The 25,442-nt window shown below is 55.6% G+C and carries 17 protein-coding genes; 5 read left to right on the top strand and 12 right to left on the bottom strand.

Annotated features, from left to right (window positions below):
- Positions 1-53 precede the first annotated feature (53 nt).
- The 4 genes from J4E53_RS11585 (at position 54) to J4E53_RS11570 (ending at position 7,861) form a co-directional block, all read left to right on the top strand.
- Positions 54-785, top strand: a complete 732-nt coding sequence (locus tag J4E53_RS11585) for a helix-turn-helix transcriptional regulator (protein ID WP_092444076.1) — start codon at positions 54-56, stop codon at positions 783-785.
- A 537-nt stretch (positions 786-1,322) separates the two neighbouring features.
- On the top strand, positions 1,323-3,302 hold the full coding sequence (locus tag J4E53_RS11580; RefSeq protein WP_103309216.1) for a class I SAM-dependent DNA methyltransferase: 1,980 nt from the start codon (positions 1,323-1,325) through the stop codon (positions 3,300-3,302).
- Positions 3,299-4,660, top strand: a complete 1,362-nt coding sequence (locus J4E53_RS11575) for a restriction endonuclease subunit S (RefSeq protein WP_103309217.1) — start codon at positions 3,299-3,301, stop codon at positions 4,658-4,660. The genes J4E53_RS11580 and J4E53_RS11575 overlap by 4 nt, the downstream gene beginning before the upstream one ends.
- Positions 4,661-7,861 carry a type I restriction endonuclease subunit R gene (locus J4E53_RS11570; protein WP_103309219.1) on the top strand — a complete coding sequence of 1,067 codons (3,201 nt, stop codon included), beginning with the start codon at positions 4,661-4,663 and terminating at the stop codon, positions 7,859-7,861.
- Between the two features lie 160 nt (positions 7,862-8,021).
- Here the strand turns inward: J4E53_RS11570 and J4E53_RS11565 are convergent, their stop codons facing one another.
- The 8 genes from J4E53_RS11565 to J4E53_RS11530 form a co-directional block, all read right to left on the bottom strand.
- A complete protein-coding gene (locus tag J4E53_RS11565) occupies positions 8,022-9,137 on the bottom strand; it encodes an endonuclease NucS domain-containing protein (protein WP_103309221.1) in 1,116 nt (371 codons plus the stop codon).
- Between the two features lie 68 nt (positions 9,138-9,205).
- Positions 9,206-12,454 carry a type I Zorya anti-phage system protein ZorD gene (gene zorD, locus J4E53_RS11560; protein WP_103309222.1) on the bottom strand — a complete coding sequence of 1,083 codons (3,249 nt, stop codon included), beginning with the start codon at positions 12,452-12,454 and terminating at the stop codon, positions 9,206-9,208.
- Positions 12,454-14,082: a type I Zorya anti-phage system protein ZorC gene (zorC, locus tag J4E53_RS11555; RefSeq protein ID WP_103309224.1), complete on the bottom strand. Its 1,629-nt coding sequence runs from the start codon at positions 14,080-14,082 to the stop codon at positions 12,454-12,456. Before zorC ends, zorD begins: the two co-directional genes overlap by 1 nt.
- Positions 14,079-14,822, bottom strand: coding sequence for a type I Zorya anti-phage system protein ZorB1 (gene zorB1, locus J4E53_RS11550; protein ID WP_103309225.1), 744 nt, complete (start codon positions 14,820-14,822; stop codon positions 14,079-14,081). The genes zorC and zorB1 overlap by 4 nt, the downstream gene beginning before the upstream one ends.
- 13 nt (positions 14,823-14,835) lie before the next feature.
- On the bottom strand, positions 14,836-17,028 hold the full coding sequence (gene zorA1 / locus J4E53_RS11545) for a type I Zorya anti-phage system protein ZorA1 (RefSeq protein ID WP_103309227.1): 2,193 nt from the start codon (positions 17,026-17,028) through the stop codon (positions 14,836-14,838).
- Between the two features lie 509 nt (positions 17,029-17,537).
- Positions 17,538-17,897 (bottom strand): DUF6124 family protein, encoded by a 360-nt coding sequence (locus tag J4E53_RS11540; RefSeq protein WP_103309229.1) that lies wholly within the window; start codon positions 17,895-17,897, stop codon positions 17,538-17,540.
- 417 nt (positions 17,898-18,314) lie between these two features.
- Complete coding sequence (locus tag J4E53_RS11535) at positions 18,315-18,890, bottom strand: hypothetical protein (RefSeq protein WP_103309231.1); 576 nt, start codon at positions 18,888-18,890, stop codon at positions 18,315-18,317.
- Between the two features lie 177 nt (positions 18,891-19,067).
- The gene (locus tag J4E53_RS11530; protein WP_103309233.1) at positions 19,068-19,427 is read right to left on the bottom strand and encodes a DUF6124 family protein; all 360 of its coding nucleotides are present in this window, start codon (positions 19,425-19,427) and stop codon (positions 19,068-19,070) included.
- Between the two features lie 361 nt (positions 19,428-19,788).
- Here J4E53_RS11530 and J4E53_RS11525 point away from each other — a divergent pair, with 361 nt between their 5' ends.
- Positions 19,789-20,007 carry a hypothetical protein gene (locus J4E53_RS11525; RefSeq protein ID WP_103309235.1) on the top strand — a complete coding sequence of 73 codons (219 nt, stop codon included), beginning with the start codon at positions 19,789-19,791 and terminating at the stop codon, positions 20,005-20,007.
- A 15-nt stretch (positions 20,008-20,022) separates the two neighbouring features.
- Here J4E53_RS11525 and J4E53_RS11520 read toward each other — a convergent pair whose 3' ends face one another.
- From J4E53_RS11520 to J4E53_RS11505, 4 genes are all read right to left on the bottom strand, one after another.
- On the bottom strand, positions 20,023-21,297 hold the full coding sequence (locus tag J4E53_RS11520) for a glycoside hydrolase family 68 protein (protein ID WP_103309237.1): 1,275 nt from the start codon (positions 21,295-21,297) through the stop codon (positions 20,023-20,025).
- Positions 21,298-21,748: 451 nt separating this feature from the next.
- Positions 21,749-22,753: a hypothetical protein gene (locus J4E53_RS11515; RefSeq protein ID WP_060740451.1), complete on the bottom strand. Its 1,005-nt coding sequence runs from the start codon at positions 22,751-22,753 to the stop codon at positions 21,749-21,751.
- Positions 22,754-22,978: 225 nt separating this feature from the next.
- Positions 22,979-24,391 carry an aldehyde dehydrogenase family protein gene (locus J4E53_RS11510; protein ID WP_103309239.1) on the bottom strand — a complete coding sequence of 471 codons (1,413 nt, stop codon included), beginning with the start codon at positions 24,389-24,391 and terminating at the stop codon, positions 22,979-22,981.
- A partial coding sequence (locus J4E53_RS11505; protein ID WP_207268140.1) for a homoserine dehydrogenase occupies positions 24,388-25,442 on the bottom strand: 1,055 nt, incomplete at its 5' end. The genes J4E53_RS11505 and J4E53_RS11510, both read right to left, overlap by 4 nt.

Raw genomic sequence — 25,442 nt, 5'->3', positions numbered from 1 at the left:
TTTGAACGACATGTTTATTGCCGAAAACACAGTCGCCCCTAAACTTTCCGTTTATGAAAATACTTTCCAGTGGCGACCGCTTCCGAGCCCTTCTAAAAGAAGCGAATATCCGATCCGCCGACTTCGCGAAGTTATACGGCGTGAAATCCCAACACGTGAACAACTGGTTCAACCGTGGCATCCCGCCAGGACGCATCCACTCCATCGCCAGCCTGCTGACCGTCAGCCCGGAGTGGCTCGCCCACGGCGAAGGCCCGCAAACCCCATTGGGCCTCGGCCCCGGCACCACCTACGAGGCGGCCGAAAACGATGGCGTCTACAGCGTGCTGGAACCCACGGACATCGAACTGCCTTTCTATAAGGAAGTCCCCATCGCCCCCGGCGAAACCAAAACCCACATCGTCGAAATCCCCGACCAATCCATCCGCCTGCCCCGCAGCCACCTCGAAACCCTGGAAATAAACCCCAACGACGCCATCTGCCTCACCATGGTCGGCGACAGCATGGCCGAACGCATCGAAGACGGCTCCACCCTCGCCATCGACCGCGGCCTGACCCAAATCGTCGACGGCCAAATCTACGCCCTCGAACACGACGGCATGCTCCGCATCAAATACCTGCACCGCATCCCCGGCAACCGGCTACGCCTGCGCAGCCACAACAGCGCGGCCTACCCGGACGAAGTCTTCAGCGCCGAACAGATCGACGCGCAGAACATACGGGTGATCGGCTGGGTGTTCTGGTGGTCCACCCTCAACAAACAGAGACCGCCGGTGTGCGATTGACCCACCCGAACGGAAAGACAGGCAAAGCTCCTAGTGGCGAGGAGCCTTGTGGTGAGGAGCTTTGTAGTGAGGAGCTTTTGTGGCGAGGGAGCTTGCTCCCGCTGGGCTGCGCAGCAGCCCCCTGCTTTTCCCCTAAATCACCCTAACCCAATGATTCCACACCACTTACCACTGGGATTCTGCCAAAAACCCGAGTATCCTCCGCCCCACATTTGCGAGCCCACGCCTCGCACCGACAAGGCAGATCACTTTCTGACCAAGTCCCACAGCCGGCCGCAAGAGCCGGATGTACGTTTTGAAGGCTGGTGAGGTTTGTCAAAAACGAACTGAGTTAGTCAACGAGAAGCCGGCCATAAGCCGGCTTTTTAATGTCCGATGTAATCCCATAAACCTTTCTCCCAGCTCAGATTCAGCCCGTATCCGAGCTATCAACGCCCAAAATCCTCCTAAGGATCTATCAATCCTGCATCACCTATGACATGTAGGTAGCCCGGCGGGTTAAACTCGGCTTTTTTGCCTACTCCAAGGAGTTGCTGCGTGAACACGGAAAATCATTCCCAGACGGCCGCCTTTCTCTGGTCGATTGCCGACCTGCTGCGTGGTGATTTTAAGCAATCCCAGTACGGTCGCATTATCCTTCCATTCACCCTGCTGCGACGCATGGAGTGTGTGCTCGCACCGACCAAAGATGCTGTGATTCGCGAGTTTTACGCCCAGGAAGGCCGCCCGGACACCGTGCGTGAAATGTATATGCTGCGTGCAACAGGTGGTCTGCAGTTCTTTAACGCATCGCCGCTGACCCTCAGCACATTGTCCGATACGCAGACCGCCGCCGATCTGATGAGCTATGTGCAGGCCTTCAGCAAAGACGCCCGTGAGATCTTCGAACACTTCCACTTCGAAGACTTCGTTCAACAACTGGCCAGCGCCAACCTGCTTTATCAGGTTGTTCAACGGTTTGCTGCGACCGATCTGAGCCCCGAGCGCATCAGCAACTTCGGCATGGGCATCATTTTCGAAGAGTTGATCCGTAAGTTTGCCGAAAGCTCCAACGAAACCGCCGGGGAGCATTTCACCCCACGCGATATCGTGCACCTCACCACATCGTTGGTTATTACCAATCAGGACCACAAGCTCGCGCCCAACAACATCGTCACCATCTATGACCCAACCGCCGGCACCGGCGGTTTTCTGTCTGAGGGTGATGAATACATCCAGTCCATCAGTGAAAAGGTCAGCGTGTCGCTGCACGGCCAAGAGCTCAACCCCGAGTCCTATGCCATCTGCAAGGCGGACATGCTGATCAAGGGCCAGGACGTGGCCAGCATCAAGCTCGGCAACACCCTGTCCAATGACCAACTGCCCGACAAGCGCTTCGACTTCATGCTCAGCAACCCACCGTTCGGCGTGGAATGGAAGAAGGTGCAAAAGCAGATCAGCGACGAGCATAACCACAAGGGTTTCGACGGCCGCTTCGGTCCTGGTCTGCCACGCGTGTCCGACGGCTCGCTGCTGTTCCTTCTGCATCTAGTCAGCAAGATGCGCGATCCGCGCGACGGGGGCTCGCGCATCGGTATCATCCTTAACGGCTCGCCGCTGTTCACCGGCGGTGCGGGCTCGGGCGAGTCGGAGATTCGCCGCTACCTACTGCAAAACGATCTGGTCGAAGCCATAGTCGCACTGCCGACCGACATGTTCTACAACACCGGCATTGCTACCTATGTGTGGATACTCAGCAACCATAAAGCCGCCGCACGTCAGGGCAAGGTGCAGTTGATTGACGGAACGCAGCATTTCGCCAAAATGCGCAAGTCGCTGGGCAGTAAGCGCCAACACATCACCGAGGATCAAATTAGTGAACTGGTGCGCCTGTACGGCTGCTTTGAGCAAACCGCGCAAAGCAAGATCTTCCCCATCGATGCCTTCGGCTACCGCCGCATCACCGTCGAGCGCCCGCTGCGTCTGAACTTCCAAACCAGTGCTGAGCGCATCGCTAAAGTGCGGGAAGAAAAAACCATCGAGAAACTCGACAGCACCACCAAGCAAGGCCTGATCCTTGCTCTGCAAGCAATGGACGCAAGTGTGCTACACCGCAATCGCGAGCAGTTCAGCAAGCTGCTGAAAAAATTCCTTACCGCGCACAGCATCAGCCTCAGCACGCCGGAGCTAAAAGCCCTGCTCAATGCCTTGAGCGAGCGCGACCCCGAGGCGGATATCTGCACGACCAAGGGCCGCCCGGAAGCGGATGCCGGCCTGCGCGACAACGAGAACGTGCCACTAGGCGAGTCGGTGCACGACTACTTCCAGCGCGAAGTCATCCCCCATGTACGGGATGCCTGGATCGACGAGAGTAAACGGGATGAGCAAGACGGCGAAGTCGGCATCGTCGGCTTCGAAATCCCCTTCAATCGCCATTTCTACGTATTCCAACCACCACGCCCGCTGTTCGAGATCGACCACGATCTGAAAGCCTGTACCGACCAAATAAAGCAGATGATCGAGGGGTTGTCGGCATGACGTTTCCAGCATACCCCTCGTACAAGGACTCTGGTTCTGAATGGCTAGGTGAGGTTCCTCAGCATTGGGAAGCGATCATCGCTAAACGTCTATTCAGGAATGTTAGGGACGTTGCGCAGCCAAGTGCCGAACAGCTAGCAGCAACTCAAGCATATGGCGTCATTCCACAAAAGGATTTTATGGAAAGGAACGACGTGAAAGTTGTTTTAGCTCTTGCAGGCACACATAACTTTAAAGAAGTTTTGGCTGATGATTTCGTAATTAGCCTTAGGTCATTTCAAGGGGGAATAGAGCATTCTGCATACAGTGGCTGCGTTAGCCCTGCGTATACAGTTCTGCGCCAAAATTCTGCGGGTGTGACCAGTCCGAATTTTTTTAAATACCTACTTAAAGATGGGGCTTATATTTCAGCTTTGCAGTCGGTGACAACGGGCATAAGAGAAGGAAAAACTATCACTTATGATCAGTTTGGATCATTGCTGCTGCCGGTTGCACCTTTCTCCGAGCAAGTCCAAATCGCCCGTTTCCTTGACCACGAAACCGCCCGCATCGACGCGTTGATCGAAGAGCAGCAGCGTCTGATCGAACTGCTCAAGGAAAAGCGTCAGGCCATGATTTCTCATGCCGTCACCAAAGGCCTCGCTCCGACGGTGCCGATGAAAGACTCCGGCGTTGAGTGGCTAGGTGAGGTCCCTGCGCATTGGACTGTGACAAAGTTAAAGTTCGTGATAGATCAAGTCGTGGACTGTCCGCATGAAACCCCTATTTATGATCCAGACGGTGATTATCTTGTAATTAGGACAGCAGACATTGATCAAGGCGTACTGAAACCCGAACGGATGTATCGATTAGATCGAGAGCAGTACAATCACCGCATCCGTCGCATGCCCCTTGAGAAAAATGACGTTGTATATAGTCGTGAAGGAGAACGCTGGGGGCACGCGGCCTTGGTTCCTCAGGGGGGCCTGTATGCACTTGGGCAGAGAATGATGCAACTTCGTGTCTGCGGCAGTATTTGCCCTGAGTTCTTTATGTATCAGTTAAATTCTGTCACCACATATAGGCAAGGTGAGGTAGATACAGTTGGTGCAACAGCACCGCATGTGAATATTTCGACGGTTATTAACTATTGCTTGACGCGTCCTGCAATGGCTGAGCAAAAAGAAATTTCCCATTATTTGAACAAGAACCTCAGCGCCCTAGATTGTTTGATCGGCGAGTCACTTGAGATGAAGGGGCTTCTGCAAGAGCGCCGATCTGCCCTAATCTCCGCTGCTGTCACCGGAAAAATCGACGTACGCGGTTGGCAGCCACCGACCAGCGTTCAAGCCCCCGTATTAGAAGCAGAGGCCGTATAAATGGCAGACAGCAAGGAAGCGCAATTCCAGCAGGACATCATCGACGTCCTGGCCGCCCAAGGCTGGCTGGTTGGCACTGCCAGCAGCTACGACCGCCGCACGGCGCTGTATACCGAAGATATGCTGGGCTATTTCAAGGATGCCTGGCCGGAGCGTTGGGACAAGTTCGCCAAGGCCAACCCGACTGACCCCAACGGCGTGCTGGTGCAAAAGCTGGTGCGCGAGCTGGAGCAGAGCGGCACTCTGGATGTGCTACGCCATGGCTTCAAGCTGCCGGCAGTGAAGGTGGAGCTGTGCAGCTTCCAGCCCGACCACGGCATGAACCCGGATACCCTCAAGCGTTACCAGTGCAACCGCCTGCGCGTGGTACCGGAGGTATCCTACTCGCCCCATACGCGTGATGGGGCTAGCGGCGGGCAGAGCTACAACCCACGGCTCGATCTGGTGCTATTCGTCAACGGCATTCCCACCGCGACGCTGGAGCTGAAAAGCGAGTTCAAGCAGTCAGTGGAAAACGCCAAGCGCCAGTACCGTTACGACCGCCCGGTAAAAGACCCGCTGACGCGCAAACCCGAACCGCTGCTGACCTTCAAGCGTGGAGCGCTGGTGCACTTTGCCGTGGGCCAGAACGAAGTGGCGATGACCACCACACTAGCGGGGAAAGACACCTTCTTCCTACCGTTCAACCTCGGCAGCGAAGAAGGCGGTGCGGGCAACCCGATGCCGGAGGATGACAGCCAATACGCCACCAGCTATCTGTGGCAACGCCTGTTGCAGCCGGATGCATGGCTCAAGGTACTGGGGCGCTTTCTACACTTGGACAAAAAAACCAGCGAAGGCTTCGACGGCACGCTGGTTACCAAGGAAACAATGATCTTCCCGCGTTACCACCAATGGGAAGTGGTCAATAAGTTGGTCAACACCACCCGCGCCGAAGGGCCTGGAAAGCGCTATTTAATCCAGCACAGCGCTGGCTCGGGCAAGTCCAACTCCATCGCCTGGACCGCCCATCAACTGGCCTCGCTGTATGACGACGCCGGCCAACGGCTATTCAATTCGGTAATCGTAGTCACCGACCGCACGGTGCTGGACAGCCAACTGCAGAACACCATCTATCAGTTCGAGCACGCTCAGGGCGTGGTCAAACCGATTAGTCGAGATGTCGGCAACCAGAGTAAATCCGAGCAACTGGCCGAGGCGCTGGCTGAACAGACGCGCATCATCATCGTCACCATCCAGACCTTCCCGGCGCTGTTCGATGCCCTGGACAAGTACCCCAAGTTGGCCAGCGGACGTTATGCAGTGATCGCCGATGAGGCACACTCCTCCCAAACCGGCTCGTCCGCCAGCAAACTAAAACAGATTCTGGGTAGCGATGCGCCAGATGTCGAAGAGGTGAGTGCCGAAGAACTGCTGGACGCCGCCGTGCAAGCGCGTCAACCGAATGAGCGCATCAGCTACTACGCCTTTACCGCCACCCCCAAGGCCAAGACCTTGGAGCTGTTCGGTCGCCCGGCCGACTCGACACTGCCAGCCAGTTCCAGCAACAAGCCTGAGGCCTTTCACCTGTACTCCATGCGCCAGGCAATTGAAGAAGGCTTCATCCTCGACGTGCTGCGCAACTACACCACCTACAGCACCGCTTGGAAGATCGCCCATCCAGATGACCAAGACGACGAGGTGGATAGTAAAAAAGCACGCATCAAGTTGGCGCGCTGGGTGCGTCTGCATCCATACAACATCAGCCAGAAGGTTGAGGTGATCGTCGAGCACTTCCGCGCCAACATCCGCCACCTGCTGGGCGGCCAAGCCAAGGCCATGGTGGTGACCAGCAGCCGTCAAGAAGCAGTGCGTTATCAGTTGGCGGTCAAAGCCTATGTGCAGCAAATGGGGTACGGCGATGTGCACCCCCTGGTGGCTTTTTCCGGCAGCGTGTTAGCCGATGAGGTGATTCCCGAAGAGCTCACGGAAAATAGCAATCTGCTCAATGCTGGTTTGAATGGCCGTGATCTAGCGGATGCCTTCGACACTCAAGATTTCAACGTGATGATCGCGGCCAACAAATATCAGACCGGTTTCGATCAGCCCAAGCTGTGCGCCATGTACGTGGACAAGAAGCTGCAAGGTGTGGACTGCGTGCAAACTCTATCGCGGCTGAACCGCACTTTCGGTGACAACAAGGAAACCTTCATTCTCGATTTCTTCAACGAGCCGCAGGATATTCTCGACGCCTTCTTGCCGTACTACACCAAGGCCGAACTGACTGATGTAACCAACCCGCAAATCATCTATGACCTGCAAAAGAAGTTGGATGCCGAGGGGATCTATCACTGGCAAGAGGTCGAGGCGTTCGCCATGGCCTTCTTTGATCCCAAGGCGGCGGCAAGCAAGCTCAGCTACTACTGCACTCCAGCAAAGGAGCGCTTTGCCAAGCGCTACGCCCTCTCGGTGGAATCGCGCCAACAAGCGCTTGACTACAAGCGTACAGCCGAGGCCAACGGCGACAGCGCCGGCTTGAAAAAGGCTGAGCACGCCCTGAAAGAGGCCGGCGAACAGATCGATCAACTCGACCTGTTCCGTAAAAATCTGCAGAGCTTCGTGCGCCTGTATGAGTTCCTGTCGCAGATCGTGCCCTATGAAGACCGCGAACTGGAGCAACTCTGTGTATACGCCAAGCACCTGCATCCTTTACTGCGAGTGGATCGCCTGCAAGAAAACGACGTCGACGTCGGCGAGCTGCAACTGAGCCACTACCGTCTAAGCAAACGTGCCGAGCACACGCTGCGCCTCAGCGAGGAAAAGGGCGAGTACACCCTCAAACCTGGCAGTGACGTTGGCAGCGGTAAGCCCCATGACCCAGAGAAAAAGCGGTTGTCAGAAATTATCGAGGCGCTGAACGATATCTTCGGTGCCGAGGTAAGCGACGATGACCAGCTGCAGTTCCTCACCGGCATTGCCCAGCGTATTAGCCGCCAGGAGGATGTAATGGCCCAGGTGAACAACCACTCGGTGGATCAAGTCATGCATGGGCTGTTCCCCAAACGAGTGCTGGATACCGTACTGGACGCCATGACCGATCACGAAAAGTTGTCGCTGGAAGTGCTGGATAACGAAACCAAGAGCCGGGCGTTTGCCTTAATGATTTTGAAGATGCTGAAGTCGGCGGCTATTTTCAGCGAAAGCGATTTGCACGGCGTCTGAAAAACATAAATCAGGACTTCGCAGCTAGAGGCTTGGCGTTTTTTCATTCTCGCCCAAAATAGTATTTCTAATGCTCCGCCCCCCCCCCGAAAGGGGGGGAGCTATTTAAAAAGAATGCAAGTCCGCAAAAGGGCTAACAGATCCTTGGGTACGGCCACCACTACGGCATGCTCACATCTCCGACAGCAGCCACTTCGTCGTAATGCGGAAAACGTTGTTTCAATCGCTCAATCGTCCACCGCCATTTAGGCGTAGTGGGACGACAAACCGTATTCTGATTACCAAACATTCCGACCTCCCGCACAGCCTGACTTACAGGCACGCTTTGCAGCCATTGAACCGGAACGAAGTAGTCGCAGCGCTCCGGATCATCGGCAAACTCAGCGTGATAGGTGGCGCGCTTTGCAACCTCCAGTATCGGCCGCTCCTCGCCATCCTGCATGACTGTGAACTCATTTGCAGGCGTGGACGTTCCCAAAACACGCCCTACACCGACGTAACCTTGCTGGGGAATATTTACCCAGATCCGATCTCCCGGAGAAAGGAGCTGCAAGGTCTTGCTGTACCACGCACCGCCACCACCAGAAATGAAACCGAACTCCACGGCATCAGCCCATGAACGCGAGACGGAGTCCCCGAACGAACAGTAAAATTCTCCATTCCAGGGCTCGCCATGTCCTTCACTGGTCGATACGGCGTTCACTTGGGTCTGAACAGGATCGAGTAACCAGGATCGGCTCAGCAATTGCTGATCGCCTACCTGGAAAACTTGGAAGCAAAGCACGTTGATCGGAATATCTCGCTTGCTGAGGTATTCAACGATTCGTTCGCTGCTGGCGTCCAACTCTGTGGCGACGATGATGAGTTGATGGCTTTTATTCAGATCATCATCGTCGAGCACACGGCCAAAGCGCGCGAGAAAATCTGCATACAAACTGCTCCCAGGTCGGAACCGTTGATAAATCGCCGCGATTTCGTTCTCACGCAGACTTTCAACCCAAACGGCATAGTCGAGGGCCTGAGCAACGACTTCACGGGGTGTGCGATCTCTTTTGAGCTCAATCAGCACCAGACTTCCATCAGGCGCAATGGCCAGCAGGTCAATGCGGCCGCCCATTCCGGTGGACTCTTGCCTGCCTACTAGCATCCACTCCTCAGAAAGGATGCTGGGAGAGCTGATGATCATTTCCTCAAGTAGCTGCTCGCTGGCCAATCGGCTTTGGCGAAGCTTGTTCGGTACAAGACCGACGGTCCAGATGTCCGTTTTTATAGGCAAGTTGTAAATCCTTTTTTTCGGCACTGCATTCATCAATGCAAATACTGTTGTTGAGTAACCCGATCCCGCTACCGAGTCCCCAATAGCTCCCCAAACTCCGAAGCTTGAATCTCCGAAGCCCCGCTTAACATATCGCGCGCCAATGCCCGTCGCTTGCTTAACAAGTCGTCAAGTGTCGCCTCAAAAGTCGGCATCTCTGGATCACGCACGGTTGGGTAATAAACGTACACATCCTTTTTTTGACCAATCCGATATGCACGGTCTGTAGCCTGATCTTCCTTTGCTGGGTTCCAGCACCGGGTGAAGTGAATCACATGGTTCGCAGCCTGGACGTTGACGCCAAACCCGACAGCAATGGTAGAGAGGATAATCACGGCAAAGCCAGGCTGCTCCTGAAACTGGTCGATTAGTCTCTGCCGGCTATTGGCGCTTTGACTGCTGGTACTCGTATCGCCATTGATGACCGTTGCACGGAATCCAAAATGCTCTTGAATGGAGTGCTGAAGCTCCCGCTGTATGTCCCGTAGCTCAGTGAAGAGAATGACCTTATCGTCCTTACCTGCTCTTTTAATGCCTTCCAGGGTTTGAATCAGCCACTGCAGCTTTGGCGAATTATCGCGTAAGCGCCTATCGGGTTGGACGCTGTAAGGGTGGGCGCAAATGAGCTTGAGCTTGTGCAATAAACCGAGCATGCCAGACGTTTTTTGATCGAGCTGCTCTTCGATCTGCTGCTTCTTGGTATACGCGGATATTTCGGACAGATACAAATTGCGCTGCAAGGCATGCATGCCCAATGAACGGCATGCTGCGTCTTCTATTTTGGCGGGCAAATCTTTAGCGATGTCCAACTTGGTACGGCGCAGAGTCTGTGGGTCGATAAGCCCTCGAAGGCGCTCCAGAGCAATCGTATCTCGCTCCAATGCGGCTTCGATTGGGCGCTGATACTCCCGACCGAATTGGTTCAATCCACCCAAAAAACCTGGCTGGATGAAGTCGAAGAGGCACCAAAGATCAATCAGAGTGTTCTCGACAGGCGTACCGGTACATGCCACTCGAAATCTTGCAGGAATGGCTTTAATCGCTTGAGTTACCAGTGCCGCTGGGTTCTTCAGCTTCTGTGCTTCATCACACACGACGATCGACCACTGCTGGCGTGCCAGGGAAAACTCCTGATCGCGAAGTGTCTCGTAAGTTGTTAGGACGATTCGGGCGCCGCCCATCCAACCCGGGCGCAGAAGATTCTTGATGCCCTTTGCTTTCAAGTCAGCAGGGATTTCTTCCTTCTTGAACTTCACTGCACTCAAGGCCGAGCCATACAGCTTCAGCACTGGCAGCGCGTCAGCGAAAAAGAAGCGCTGAAGCTCACGCTCCCAGTTATCAAGCAATGAAACTGGGGCGATGATGAGTGTCGGCTTGTCTTGTGGGTACTTTTCCAGGTACCAAACTAGGAAGGTGAGCAACTGGATTGTTTTTCCCAGCCCCATGTCATCAGCGAGCAAGCAGCCTGACACGTCCGAGGGGGACAAACGGAACAAGTGCTGCAACCACGCGACGCCTTGAAGCTGGTGCTCACGCAAGACAACTTCAGGCTTGAGCAAGCAGGGCAACTCTGGCGTTGCGTCCAAAGCGGCACGTAACGCGGCCTGACGAATCTGAACGTAGGTCGGTTCCTCAATGTTGTGGCCGATTTGCAGTACGGCGCGACCAACCTTTTCCTGTTCCTGGACCAGGCTGGTCCCGACAGGAGCGATCTTCTTGGACCATGCATCAAACAATTGCTCGGCGGCAGCAATTGAGAGCGGTGTTTCGGACTCTGGCAAACAGACCGTTTCATCACCGGCAGCGCGAGCTTCGTCCAGCCGCTGCTCAAACGCTTCAAATTGAGCACGGTCGGATGGATCCCAACGCCCAAGGATTTCTGCGTCAATGCCCAGCGCCGCCACATCCTTCGGCAACCAGTTTTCGGTCGCCTCTTTGACGAGGAAAGGCGAAGTAATTCTTTCCGCTTCCCCGATGCCAGTCACACGGTCGCCGTAAAGAGACAGGTCCAGGACTGAGTCGAATTCAATACCAGCCGCTTCGTTTTGCCAACGCTTAAGCAGATCGCTAATACCTGCCAACTGGCGCAAATCAAAATCGCTGAGTTCCAGCTCATAGCCCTGCCAGAAACCAGCTGGCATTCCTGCGGCCAATTTCAGTTGCAATTCATGCACGAATGGCGCGAGTTCATAGGCTGCTTTGAATTCAACTTCGATGGGCGCTTGCGGGGTTGGCGAGATCGGTTCGAGCGTCAGGTTTACCCGCTCGATGCGCTGTCCCGCATCATCCAGCTTGGGCTCCAGATGAAAGCGGTGAAAGAAAATTCCAGCCTCAGCTAGTTCCTCTTCATAGGTCTCGGCATCCAGTACTTGCGCAGCGCTTTCGCCGAGTGCGCTGTAAGGGTTACGGACGAAGGAAAGTGCATTGTCCCCAGCCACCCGACGCCCAGGCAACGAGCGCACATAGTCCAATACAGATTTGACTTCAGGCTCGATCAGGACGTGAGTCAACGATCCATCATCACCGATCACCCGGTATCGATCCTGAACCTGATTGGCACCATCGAAACTCTCAAGCCAGTTAACCGGCTGGCCCTCAAAGGTAGGTTGCAATTCGATAACCGGCGTATTACCTACTGTCGATTTTCTCGGGTTGAGCCGCAGGCTTTCAGGCTTGATAACGACCGTTTTATCCAAAAAACCATCCATACCTGCACCTGCCTTGCGCGCCAACTTCCTGATGCTGGCCCAGCCAATCTGGTTAGTTACTTCACCCGGCTCATTTTGTTGAGCCAGGTAAAGTTGCCGTACCGCACCGGTTAACTTCCAGCACGACTCAGCCAAAATCTCCATTTTTCCGTGGTACTGGAGGATCGCGCCCGTACGCTGCACCTGCACATTTGCATTGGATTGCGGGTCACGCCATCCACTGACGGAGACCTTGAAATCGTCGGAGGCAAGGCTGCCTTGGCTGCTCAGTTGAGGAATGAGAGCTGTCTGGGGTGGCAATTTCAATAACGGCAGACTTGTTAAGTGCTCTGGCTCGTCAAGAAGTCGATAGAGCTCATCCCACGTCAGTAGCCAGCGATCGCTGAGTTGGGAGATGAACTCCTCCTCTTCCAACTGATCCAGATAGCTTGCCAGCGGCCAGGATTCTGCGTTATCCGCCAAGCTCAGGGGATAACAAATGCCCTGCTCCTCAATGGAAAAAACAGGCTCAGTATTTTCTAACGCCGAACTCGGCTGCAGGCCAATGCCTTTGAGGAAACGCTTGAGCATTACTGTCTCCAGAACCGGAGTGGCTGGTGATTGACGGGCTTGAAGCCCAGGCGTTGGAGCACGGCAACGGCGGCCAGGTCGTTGTCATCAAGCTGGACCTGAAACGCACCGCCGCGCGCGCGCTGGTCATAGACTTTGTGTTTGACCGACTTGAGGGCGTCACGGACTTGGTCTTCGAAAGGCAATGGTTTGGCTGAACCTGGCGCTCCGGCCTGACTCTGCACACGAATACCCAATTTATCGAGGGCATCATCGAATTTGCTGAGCCAGCCCTCTACGCGATTTGGGCGGCTAGGTGCTGGAGAATGCCGCATTCGGTCCAGCGCACGGTGAGGCTGCTTCAGCTCGCTCGCCAACTCCAGCATTGACTTGTCTGGATTGAAAGGCGACTTGTCCGCCTGATACACATAGCAAGCATTTCCGGTTCCGGAGAACTCCACGAAAAAATAGTTCTCAATCTGCATGATGACGGCGTTGTTATGACCGGGGCCACCAACCAGTCGGCTAAGGCGCCCCTTGTTCTTCTCACGGAAATGGACGAAGTCCCGCCCACTGTCATGCCAAGCATCCGAGCCCATGACGATTCGGGTGTAACTCATCTGGTTAGCAAAACGTAGCCAATAATGCAGACGTGATTGATCGACCTCTGCTTCGCCTTTGAGCAAATTGAAGAAGTGCTCAAGGTCTTCCTTCGCAAACCACGCGACGACCATCGCACACACATCTTTTTCAACATACTGCAGCCAACTGTTTTGTCTGGAACGGATCTGAGGGCTACCCCAATTGTCGAGTGCGACCTGTTTTAGCAGCGACGACGGCTTTTCTCGATAAGCTGCTACGTGATAGCGCGCCAGACATGCACTCAAAATGTCGTTCATGTACCGCGGATGCTGCCGGCCGATGTCGACAAGGTCGGCTAAGCGCTGAGAAAACTCGGCGTCATCCAACATAAAAATACGAGAGATAAGTACGTTAAAGATCCTTCGCCACAGCCAACTGCTATCAGGGATCTGCGCAATCGTCTGCAATGCCGAAAGGTCGCTGATCTCTCCCTTGAACATCTGGTCACCCAGCCTGACGCCTGCCTGCTCGGAAAAAAGCTCCTGATGCTGCTGGACGATATGCACCCATTCCTTCTCGCGCTTTTGCTGACCTCTGACGCACTCGAAGCCAAGCTGAACGTCTGCCCGCAACACACACCAATTGGCGTTCTGATCAGGCGTTGCGGCCTCGTACCCAAAGTAGCTGAAGCACAGCGCCAACCAATCTCGGCGACTCAGTCTCCGTTGTTCAATGCGGTGATGGATTTCTTTATGCACTCGGTCAAAAAGCTGGTCATCGTCCAGTATCGGTCCGACTCGCTCACTCTTGTCCGAGAGACCGGCAAAGACCAAACGCCATTCTGAGGCGTTGAGTGGGAGTACATTACGGAACTTGTTTATCGCTGCGCGGCGCTTTTCCTGAGGTGGCGGCAGAGCTTTTTCAGCGCGTTCGAATCTTTCGTAAAGATCAATTCCCGCAGCACCGAGACGGGGGAATCGCGCCAACGGTTCAGGTGCCGGCCCCGTGCGATGTGCCAACAGACTCAGGTTAATCGCGGCGGAAAGCCTTGCAATCGGGCTAGTCATCGGTTCATCGCCAACTGACACTTTTCCAGATCAGTGTTATTGAATACCGGCACCTCTGGCTTGAGGTTGTCTTCCTTTTCCTTTAAGCCAAAGAACTGCATGCGCAACTCCACTCGCCGGCTTTCTTCCTTGGTGTCCTTTGCATTGTTGAACGACACACCGCCGGCCAGGAACATCGATCTGATTTGCTGTTGGTGCTCCGGTGACAATCCAACTTGGAGGGGACTGCGGCTATCGAGCAGACTGCACATCACCCATTCTGAGCGCTGCAGTGAAAGGTGCAGGTTATAAAGATAGGAACCGTCAGTGTCTGTCGATCCCTCAATCACAACCTGTTTGAACCACTTTCGGCCCTCTTCACTGTTAGCGGCGTCCAGAATCATCGGCACAACCTCCTGAAGTGCCGACTGGCCATCGTTGCTCAGCGCGTACTGGTTATGTCCAAAGCGGCCTGCATCGCCGAAGCTAATCCGGTTGTCTTTGCAGTCTACAACGATGGTTTTACTGGCAGCCTTCGCCTTAAGGCTCAGGTGCTCGCAGATTTGACTAATGTCCTTATTACGCTGCTTCTCTCCTTGCTCCGCTTGGTTAATACGCTGCGTAACAGAACTCAAAGCCGCCACCATGACGACGAGGAAGAGAATCATCATCGCGGTCATTAAATCCGCGAAGGATATCCAAAAAGGCTTTTCTCCCTCGTCTTTTGAACGGGCAACCGAAGGCATTTGCTTACTAAACATCGACTAGCCTCCGTTACTGCCTGATTCGTTCCATGATGTCACCGAAGTCGTCGAGGCTTTCCTTGACCCCCTCTACACCGCCAGCGAGGCTCTTGACTGCTTTATCTAGTTCGGTGTCCAGGCTACCCAGGGTTTGTCTCAGCACCCGATCCATGCCATCACCGAACTCTTTGAAGCCGTTACCGAGCACACCACTGATGTTTTCCAGGTATTCATGCACTTCACGGTTAAGCGCCTGCATCCGCTCACTTTGAACCTTCAGGTCCTGGAGATACTGGCTGCGACCGCTGGCCTCTCCTTGTGCACTCGCGACTACCCCTTCAATCACAGCAAGTGTTTTCGCTAACGCTTCACGATTGTTTCGGTAATCCGCGACCACGGTATTCAGCTCACGTGACGCCTGTGCAAGCTCAGTCCCTGCGCCCTGAACTGTCCCCATAAGTCCCGCAGTCGACTCACTGGCTCGTGCAACACTTTGTCCGGCCGTTTCAAACCGCTCAGCCGCCGCCCGCATCTTGTCTGCGCCTAGCTGCATACTCTGCAGATGCTGCTCTGTTTGGGCACTCAATGCCTTGACGGTGTCCTGGGCAGATCTCTGTTGCTCAGACACTGTTTGCAGCAGCGCCTTAACCTGCTCGTCAAGGCCGCCAACCAGATCGCGGGTACCTTGATGGAGATCAGCCTGCGCAGCACGTGTGGATTGATCCATCTGCTGCTGTCCATATTCCAGTTGCTTGAAGACTGCCGAGAGTTGCTCACCCAGCACATCAACAGAGCCCGCAATTTTCGCCATGGTTTCCTGCTGCCCCTGGCCGATGTTCTGTTTGATCGATTCAACAAAAGCCTGGAGATTCTCAGCCATTGCCTGTTGGCGAGCCTCGCTTTGAGCAAACAACCTCTCCAATTGCTCGGCCATTCGAGCGCCTGCTCCCTCCCCTTCGTTGCCAATACGGGCAACCGAAGCTTGGAGATTCGCTAGCATCTCGTTCATCCCCGCTTGCATGGCGTTCTGTCCGGCCTGCATATCGGAGAGTAACTGGGCGATCATGGTTGAGCTGTTTTGGTTCGAGGACTCGCTAGCCGAACGCATATCTTGGATCAGCGTCGAAAAGCCTTGTTGCATTGACTGCATGGCGGAAACGGACTGCACCATCAGTTCGTGAAGGCCATTGAACTGTTGGCCGAACGTACCTTCCAGCTTGTTCATGAAGGCGACGAGAACATCCTGAAGAAGGTTCTGTACCTGCCCTGACTGATCGCCACTGGCGGCCTGAACCGCACCCGCGATAGCCTCAAGCGGGGATTTGAGGCTGTTTTCAATTGCACTGCTTACCTGATCGGCCAACAACTGCCCTGAGTCACGGTAAGTAGTCGACAAGGTATCCGCCAGTTTAAGGCTTTCGCGGACTTGGGTATCTACGAGGTTCTGCAGCATTTCGCGCAGGTCAGTAACCAGGCTGTCCTTGAGCTGACGTGTTTGCACGGAGCTTTCAGCACTAGAGCGTACAAGCTCCGCCAGGTATTCCTCCCCGACGCCACTATCGAAAAGCCCATCGATTGTTTCATTGAACTCTTCAAGCAGTTTATAGCATTGCCCTAGACGCCACTTCTCAGTAATCGTGACGACAATAGACGCCATAATTGAAATAAAGGAGCCGATAAAAGCAAACAAAACATCTTTCAGCAGCTTATCGACGCTGGCGTTAACCTGCTCGGGCGTGCTCGGATCAAAGTGTTGTAGGCCTAACATCAAGCCGAAGAACGTCCCAACAATACCGATGCCAGTCAATATTCCAGGCAGGTGCTTGTAAAACTCAGTACCCAGCGGGGTATCAACCACGCTTTGAGGTGAAAAAAAGTGTGCCGCACCAGCGGTAGCGCGTGATCGGATGAGGACCTGCTCCCCCTCCTGAAACTCAAATTGGTCGTGCAATGTCTCCGCGTACTCACGCCATGAGTGCTCCAGTCTCCCCCCACCGAACAATCGCTCCAATTCAGCGCGACGGAGAGATGGAGCGAGGCTTTTCACGCCCCGCAAATTTTTGGTGAGAGTTCTTAGCCTGCTACTTAATTTGAAGGACCTGCAAAAATAACGAAAAAAATACCAAGTGCCTAAAACGAAAACGAAGCCAACTACAATTGTGGGGGCAATTAATTGCTCGGGGCTTGCCGCCCCCCAAAGGTGCAACAGCGTAGAAAAATCCATATTTGCTCGCCTTCAAGTGGCCAGATATCCGATTTAAAAACCCCACTCACCGATGTGGCGATCGCTAAATGACCTCTCATTTGGCGACTGCGATTTGTTCGGCGAAATGCGAGTTCAAAAAGGAAGGAACGACAATTTCACTGCAGCTCCACTGGAGCCTGTCATGGACATACAGTAAGAAATCATGTCCTTATGCCAGCACATTAGCTCGCCCCTAAGCCGCAGTAAAGCGGCATGCGACCATTGGATCCCTTCCAGGTTTGCCCCCGACTCATGAGGTAGACTGCAGTCCCATTGAGACAGCATTACTCTCGCGCTTTCCTTCGAGCGTCAATTGCACTTTCGGGTAATTTAGGTAAGAGACCAACAGCTCTGGTTGGCGAACCACCCAAGCCTTGGAGCGCAAGGTCAAGCAAATAGATAGCTCATCATTTCGGGGCTCCCGGATACGAAAAAGGTCTTGCCAAGCAAGACCTTTTTTACGCCAGGAGGTCAGCGAACGCCCCGCTCTACCTCACCTCAACAATATCTAAAGCCCGATTCGCCAGCAGCTCACTCACCTCAATCACCTGCAAAATCCCCAACGCAAAATGCCGTCGTGATCCCTCAAGACCAAACGCCAAATCATTGATCATGGCATTGGCCGAAGCCAGGTTTTCACTGAGATTGGCCAGCAGACATTCCGAATCAACGTCAGGTGCGATACGGAAGATGGTGTCGGACTTATCAGACGTTTCTTTCTTCGGCGTAGGCTTCAGATAAAAATCCAAAGCCCGGTTCGCAGCATCATCAAGCTTCTTGTTACGAGCAGACTGAACGCGAGACTCATGTTCGTCCGCAGTTGGCGGGTTCGGTGTAATTTTGACCATGGTAAAACTCCTAGAGTCTGTTGGAGCTACCACCCTTCGCTGCGAAACGAAGTATGGGGTGGCAGCTGTACGCGGGTTCGCAGACCGGGACTCTAGGGACCGGCAGACCCGAAGGTCTCCCACGCACAGCCACCTCTGACGAAATCACAGACATGGGCGATCTGCTTTCGAAGGTGACGTTGTGCGCCTATAGAGTCCGGGCTGCGAAACCCGATCACTGATTGGCAGTGACGGATTCAAACTACCGAGGGGACCCAAGGTGCACAAGCCGGCGGATTCTGGCGTAGTTGTAGGCAAAGGCGCAAGACGGCGTCGGCCCCTCCCAAATCCCACACGCCCCAATAAACACCGCGTTGCCTCACTCTAACGTATTCAAACGAACCACCTTCGGCTGAGCTGCCTCGACTCCCATTCGGTTCAACGATAAAGGGTCCAGGCACCAAGTAATGTCAGCGCCCAGAGCAAAACTCCCGACACCATGAACAGGTAATTCCATACGGTGAAGCGCGAATTGCTCAGCGCCTGAGGGTCACTGGCGGCGAAGTTGATCATCGGTTGGCTCCGGCTTACCACATAGGCTCGCAGTGGAATCGCCAGCAGTAACCAGCCGATCAGAAACTCGAAGCCATCGACGCGCTTCGCCACTCCATCCAACAGATTGGCACCGACCGTCAGCACAACGAATACGGTTGCCCACTGCTCATAGTCCCACTCATACGTACGACCACTGCCGCGAATTTTCTCATTCGCGCGTCGATACAGTTGGTGAATGAAAAATATGCACAACAGGCCGCGAGCCCACGGCCAGATATCTGCCTGGGTGGATTGCTTGTACAGGCTCCAGTTTTTGTATGACCAGTAATAGAAATAGAAACCAAACGTCAGAATCGCCAGTGTCAGAAGCTTTGCTGGCGACACCACATAAAACTCGGAAGGCTGTTCAACGATGGTCTCCAGTTGAGCCAAAGGCGGTGCGTAAACATTTTCGGACACGGCAACTTCCTTGATAAGAGAGGACAGTTAAAGCTAACGACCTGCCGGGCGAAATATTGAGGGCCATCATCACAATCGATTATGTGTCGTGGCTGGCCGTTGTCGGGCGACCGGCCACAAAAAAGGCCTTGCCATGCAAGACCTTTTTTTCATGCCCGGGGTAAGCGCAGCCCCTTGTTACCTCACCTCAACAATATCCAAAGCCCGATTCGCCAACAGCTCACTCACCTCAATCACCTGCAAAATCCCCAACGCAACACGCCGTCGCGATCCCTCAAGATCAAACGCCAAATCATTGATCATGGCATTGGCCGAAGCCAGGTTTTCACTGAGATTGGCAAGCAGACACTCCGAATCAACATCAGATGCGATACGGAAGATGGTGTTGGGTTTGTCGGACGTTTCGTTCTTCGGCGTAGGCTTCAGGTAGTAATCCAACGCCCGGTTGGCAGCGTCATCAAGCTTGTTGTTACGAGCAGACTGAGCGCGAGATACATGCTCATCTGCAGTTGGAGGGTTCGGTGTAATTTTTGCCATCGACTTAGGTTCCTGTAAGTGAGGCTGCAACCACCTCGCGACTAAACGAAGGGGCGGCAGCTGTGCGCAGGTTAGTCGACCGGTGAACCTAAGAATCCCGGCGCGCCCGGGGGCGCCCTGCGCACAGCCACCATCAATACAGGAACAGCAAAGCCTGTCCGACGGGGACCTGGTACGCCTTAGGTTGAGACGGGCGACTAAACCCGATCACTGATGAGCAGTGACAGGAACCAAACTACCGACGCGACCCAAGACGCACAAGCCGGCGGATTCTGGCGTAGTTGTAGGCAATGGCGCAAGGCGATGTCGGTCTTGGCTAGGCTCGTGGAGACGCGATAAACAGCTGGCTGGAATTTTGCGGATGCACCGCTATCGCGAGCAAGCTCGCTCCCACAGAGGCGCTTGTGTACATACGTCGCAGGGAAATGCATTCGCGACTGGCTGCATCCTTGCAGCCAGCCGCGAGCGGGTTACGACTCGTTTTTCAATGGAGCTCGCGACCAACATCGCAATAAATCAGGCGGGATATCTCGATCATATCCACAACGGTTTTGTCATCGACCTCAAACCCGCTGCCTGAAACCCTGTGTTGCTATTACTTAAGCGTAACGTCGAGCATCGGCGGGATGTACCCGTAGTCGTACTCGGCCACCACGAACGTCTGCTGCCCTTTTATTTTCAAGCCCACCGTGGGTGCCTCGGTGCCACCCACACGAATCTGCGTGCCGGTTTCGTCGGTCGGTACGCTGTCGATGAAGGAGGTCACCAGGCCGTTTGGCATCACGTAGTGCGAGTAGGTCTGGAATGGCTGGGAGGACGGGTTGCCCAGTACCAGGCCGGAACCGTTGAGCGGCACGTAGGGGCCGAACAGCGAGTCCGCGACAAAACCGTACACGCCGTCCGGCCCGGTCACGCCGTCGGCATAGGTGAAGGTGTGGCTGATGGTGAACAGGTAGTACTTGCCATCCTGGAACACGAAGTGCGGGCGTTCGGTCTGGTCGTTGACGCCCACGGCGGTCAGCAGGGGCGGCAACATTCCCCAGTCGTCGCCGTCCGCGTCGCGGGCCACGGCGATGCCAACGCAGGCGGTCTGGAAGCGCGAGTTGCCGACATCTTCATAACCCGGTGGCACGTCGCCGATTTCGGCCTCGCCTACTTTGTGCGAGCCGCGCTCGCCGGCCACGTTACCCTCGAACAGCATGTACAGTTTGCCGTCGTTCGGGTCGCGGAATGGCCATGGGTCGCGGAAACCCCAGAAGGCGTTTTGGGCTTCGGTCTGGTACATCTTGCCGTCGGCCTCGAACAGCGGCTTGACCTTCTCGAAGCCGACCATGCTGACACCATGTTCAGTGGTCACGACCCGACCGCGCACTTTGACGATGGTCGCGCCCGGGGTGACGGCGGTGTAATACAGGTCCACTTCACCTCGGTCGTTCAACAGGATCGGCGTGCCGGCCCATTCGCGAGCGGTCGGCGAAACGCCTTCGGCCATCACGCGGCCACCGAGCTCCCAGTTCTTGCCGGTACGAGAAAACCAGTAGTACATCTTTGCCCGACCGTGACGATCGTTCCAATCGCGGAGGATGTCGTAGTTGCCGTCCTCATCAAGGTACGCCGGGTCGTTTGGATGACGATCGGCCGTCAGCGTGAAGATCACCGACCAGCCATCGACGGACGTCACGTTACCGTCCAAGTCGCGCAGGGGCATGGTGTCCCAGATGAACACGTCGTTGCTCAATACCGGGAAATCCGCGCGGACCAGCGGCTGAGTGGTGGTGGGATCGTCCGCCCGGACTTTCAACGCATCAGCGCGGGTCCACAGGCTGGGTTGATGGGGGGTGACACCGAATTTTTCAGTGGTGGTTTTCATAAGGTAATACCTCGTCCATGAATGGATTCAAATAGATGATGCTTAAGGAATACTGGATGCGCATACAGTAAAATCACCTTATAGAGACGCACCCCTGTGGGTCAAGGGAAAAATGCATTTGTGCATATTTTGGCTCTTTCTTGTAGCTGATACGTTTCAGCTTTGAACGTTTGCAGAAGTTAATTCGGGGAGAGATCGACGACGTTGTCTGCACACTCGGTGCTTTGAACGCTACTTGGTGGGGGAGCCACGCGGGGGTTAGATTTGTCGCCGTCGGTGGCATGAAGGGAAGCGGGACGTGGTGGGCTGCTTGCGCGGTGGTGGGTCTGCGGTATTGATGTTGACTGGTGTGCCGCTATCGCGAGCAAGCTCGGCTCCCACAGGGGTGTGAAATGCCTGTTATGGCGGATCTGGATTTCACATCCGCCGCAGCTCTTTCGGCGGGCGAGGTCTAGGCAATCGCGCAAACAAAACTCCTGGCGCGACCAGCTTCAACACCCAACAAGCCTATTTCGGTTTCATCGATGGCTTGGAGCAGAACCAAGTCCCTGCCTTCGCGTCGGTAGACTGAACTGCCGCCTGAATCAGCGTGAACCACATATCCTCCGTGTTTTACGCCCACGCGAGCTTTAGCAAGAGCAATGCTGGCCGAGACCAGGATATGGAAATCCAGGACGTTGTTCTTATGCAAAACCGTCGCGCCAATGAAATGTTCTGCGCAGATTTCCAAAGCCAGTTGCAGCCCATGGATAGCCGGGGCTTCCCGATAACTGCCCGGCATGAATATCTTATCGGCCCAGAACTGCGCCCCGGCCAGTTCGTCCAACCCATCATTTCCGATATTGGGGTAGCGTTTATGCTGATAGAAGACGTTTCCATTCCAAATGATGAAGCCGGTATTTCTGACGATTCCGTCCCTGGCTTCCGCCCCTCTTGATTCGATTTTCGCGATCTCCTCCTTCGTAGTCGCTGCATGATGGCCATAGATCCCTTTACTGATGCGGTCCCGCTCCGGGATTTCATTCACAACCGCATCCATTTCCACACGATATTTTGCCTTGTTGATATTTCTGGCCGGTCCCCATGATTTCAACTTCCCGGTTTCCCTTTTCAGCGCCCTGGATTCCGGGCGCAACATTGATTTGAACCAGAGCGTCGTGCCAGGGACCAGTATCAGCCACGGATTTCTCGTTGAAATATCTGCCAATGTTGCCCGGATGATTTCTTTTTCCTCCTCCGACATAAACGAGACAGGCATGTCCTTGGAGAAAAGATACTCGGGGGCGACGACCAGGCAATAATTCAGTTGATGTTGATCGACATGTTTGGCGAAGGCCGTTCTCGCCATGGACAATAAAGCCCCGATCCTAAGCTGTATGCCGAGAAGACTATTCTCGACGGGGACCCTTAATCGGCGGGTATCGAAGTCCCAGACCACCACCAGTACGTTCGGCATCCTTCCTCCCGCCTGGCTGCTGAGCGGTGCCGCAAGCCGGGTTGGCCGCATTCGTATGAGAAGGCACTTGGCGCGTTTTCCAGGAAAATTCAGCTTAGATGAGCCAGGACGATTTGCCCGACAGCCCCGGAAAAACATTTGTGAAGCGCAAGACTCGAGGCTCTTTGGGATGCCGCAAAAAATCGGGCCGGTGACCAACCTGCCCGATGCCAACAACCTGACCTATCAACCCAGCGTATTCAAACAAACCACCTTCGGCTGGGTCATTTCCTCATACGCAAACCGCACCCCTTCCCTGCCCAGACTGCCGTACTTGGAGCCCCCGAACGGCATCGCATCGAAACGAAAATCGGAGGAGTCGTTGATCATCACCCCTCCCGCCTCGATCCGTCGTGCGGCACTCATAGCCGTGGACAGGTCATTGGTGAAAATCCCGGCATGAAGCGCGTAATCAGGTTCGTTAGCCAGCGCAATGGCTTCATCAAACGTCTCGAACGGCTGCAACACCACCACCGGCGCGAAGACCTCGTTGCGCCAGAGTCGGCTGGCATGGTCGACGTTTTCCAACACGGTCGCGGCGTAGCAGGCGCCTTGGCGGCGGTGGCCGCAGAGTAAGGTGGCGCCTTGTTGCAGGGCTTCGTTGACCACGTGTTCGGCGTTTTGCGCGGCTTGGTGGGTGATCATCGGGCCGATGTCGGTGTGGGCGAGCAGTGGGTTGCCGACCACGAGGGCTTGGGCCTGGTGGACGAAGCGCTCGCGGAAGGCGGCGTAGATCGGTGCGTGAATGAGCAGGCGTTGGGTGCCGATGCAGTTTTGCCCGGCGGCCCAGAAGGCGCCGGAGATGCAGCTGTCGACGGCGGCGTCGAGGTTGCAGTCGGCCATGACGACGACCGGGGCGTTGCCGCCGAGGTCCATGGCGAGTTTTTTCAGGCCGGCGGTGCGGGCGATTTGTTCGCCGGTGACGAAGCCGCCGGTGAAGGAGATCATGCGCACATCGCGGGCGGCGACCAGGGCCTTGCCGAGTTCGGCACCGCCGGTGGCGACGGTGACCACGGTTTCGGGCAGGCCGGCGGCGACCAGGTACGAGACCAGTTTGAGGGCTGACAACGGTGCCAGTTCGGACGGTTTGAGGATCACCGCGTTGCCGCCGGCGATGGCCGGGCCGAGTTTGTGGGCGACCAGGTTCAGCGGGTCGTTGTAGGGGGTGATGGCGACGATCAGGCCCAGGGGGTCGCGGGTGAACCAGCCTTGGCGCGATTCGGCGCCTTCGTAGGCGTCGAACGGCACGATTTCGCCGGCGTTGCGCTTGGCTTCTTCGGCGGAGAGCTTGAGGGTGTTGACGCAGCGTTTGACTTCTTTTTCCGCCTGTTTGAGGGTCTTGCCGGCTTCGTCGACGATCAGCCGGGCGAAGGCTTTGGCGTCGCGTTCGATGTTCAGTGCGGCGTGTTCGAGAATGCTTGCGCGACGATGACGCGGCAGTGCGGCGCAGGCTTTGACGCCGTTGCGGCCGGTCTCGAGCAGTTGTGGGACTTCTGAGGCTTGGAGGTCCGCGACGGTGCCGACGACGCTGCCGTCAAAGGGGTTGAGGACTTCGATGTGCGGTTCGACAACCGCCAGGGCCAGGCGCGATACGTTCACAGGTTGTGCTCCTGTTTGCCGGTTGCCGATTGGTGGATGTGGATGATGTCCGACAGCAGCGCGAAGGCGGTTTCGGTGCGGCCTGCGCCGGGGCCCGAGACGGTCACGGCGCCAAGCAGTTCACTGGTGAACGACACAGCGTTGGTGGCGCCGCTGACGCTGGCCAGTGGGTGGTCGTTACTCAGCAGGCGCGGTTCGACGCTGGCGCTGATGGAGCCGTCGGCGTTGCGGACGGCGGCGCCGATGAGTTTCCAGCGGGCGCCGTCCTCGCGGGCTTTTTCGATGTCGTCCAGACCCAGGGCGGAGATGCCGCTACAGGTGACGTCGTTGACGGTGAGCTTGGCGTCCAGCAGTTCGTTGGCGAGGATCACGACTTTGAGGCGCACGTCATGGCCTTCGACGTCCGCGGTGGGGTCGGCTTCGGCGTAGCCCAGTTCCTGGGCTTTTTTGACCGCTTCAGCAAATCCCAATCCGCCTTCCATGCAGGTGAGGACGAAGTTGGAGGTGCCGTTGAGGATGCCCTCGAAACCGCTGATCGAGCTGCCAGCGAGGGATTGCTTGGCGAGGCGAATGACGGGGGTGCCGCTCATGACCGAGCCTTCGTATTCGAAAGCGACGTTGTTGCGTTGGGCCAGGGCTTTGAGTTCGGCGCCGTGCAGGGCGATGGGGCCTTTGTTGGTGGTGACCACGTGTTTACCGCGCTCCAGGGCCCAGCGGCAGAACGAAGTGGCGGGCTCGCCGTCCACCGGGTTGGTGAAGGTGGCTTCGGCGATGATGTCGGCGCCGCAGTCTTTGATCACGGCTTCGTTGAGGGCGTCGACGGTACCGCCGGGGAGTTGAGCCATGGCGCCTTGGGTGGCTGGCAGTCTGGCCAGTGACGCGGCGTCGAGGCCGTGGCGGTCCATCACCGAACCGAGGAACAGGTCGGTGACGCCGACGATTTTCAGGGTGAAGCCGAGGTCGGTTTTCCAGCTTTCGTTACGCTCGGCAATCAGCTGAGCCAATGCCCGGTTCACACCGCCGAAGCCGACCAGCGCCAGTTTGTATTCAG

It is taken from the genome of Pseudomonas sp. FW305-28, from assembly GCF_017351395.1.
Lineage (GTDB): Bacteria > Pseudomonadota > Gammaproteobacteria > Pseudomonadales > Pseudomonadaceae > Aquipseudomonas > Aquipseudomonas fluorescens_AA.
The sequence above is the reverse complement of the archived record's forward strand: the minus strand, read 5'-3'. Positions and strand labels throughout refer to the sequence as shown.

Coding starts and splice junctions, on each gene's coding strand:
- J4E53_RS11585 (WP_092444076.1), top strand. CDS start 54: ATGAAAATACTTTCCAGTGGCGACCGCTTCCGAGCCCTTCTAAAAGAA.
- J4E53_RS11575 (WP_103309217.1), top strand. CDS start 3,299: ATGACGTTTCCAGCATACCCCTCGTACAAGGACTCTGGTTCTGAATGG.
- J4E53_RS11570 (WP_103309219.1), top strand. CDS start 4,661: ATGGCAGACAGCAAGGAAGCGCAATTCCAGCAGGACATCATCGACGTC.
- zorD (WP_103309222.1), bottom strand. CDS start 12,454: ATGCTCAAGCGTTTCCTCAAAGGCATTGGCCTGCAGCCGAGTTCGGCG.
- zorC (WP_103309224.1), bottom strand. CDS start 14,082: ATGACTAGCCCGATTGCAAGGCTTTCCGCCGCGATTAACCTGAGTCTG.
- zorB1 (WP_103309225.1), bottom strand. CDS start 14,822: ATGTTTAGTAAGCAAATGCCTTCGGTTGCCCGTTCAAAAGACGAGGGA.
- zorA1 (WP_103309227.1), bottom strand. CDS start 17,028: ATGGATTTTTCTACGCTGTTGCACCTTTGGGGGGCGGCAAGCCCCGAG.
- J4E53_RS11540 (WP_103309229.1), bottom strand. CDS start 17,897: ATGGTCAAAATTACACCGAACCCGCCAACTGCGGACGAACATGAGTCT.
- J4E53_RS11530 (WP_103309233.1), bottom strand. CDS start 19,427: ATGGCAAAAATTACACCGAACCCTCCAACTGCAGATGAGCATGTATCT.
- J4E53_RS11525 (WP_103309235.1), top strand. CDS start 19,789: ATGCACCGCTATCGCGAGCAAGCTCGCTCCCACAGAGGCGCTTGTGTA.
- J4E53_RS11520 (WP_103309237.1), bottom strand. CDS start 21,297: ATGAAAACCACCACTGAAAAATTCGGTGTCACCCCCCATCAACCCAGC.
- J4E53_RS11515 (WP_060740451.1), bottom strand. CDS start 22,753: ATGCCGAACGTACTGGTGGTGGTCTGGGACTTCGATACCCGCCGATTA.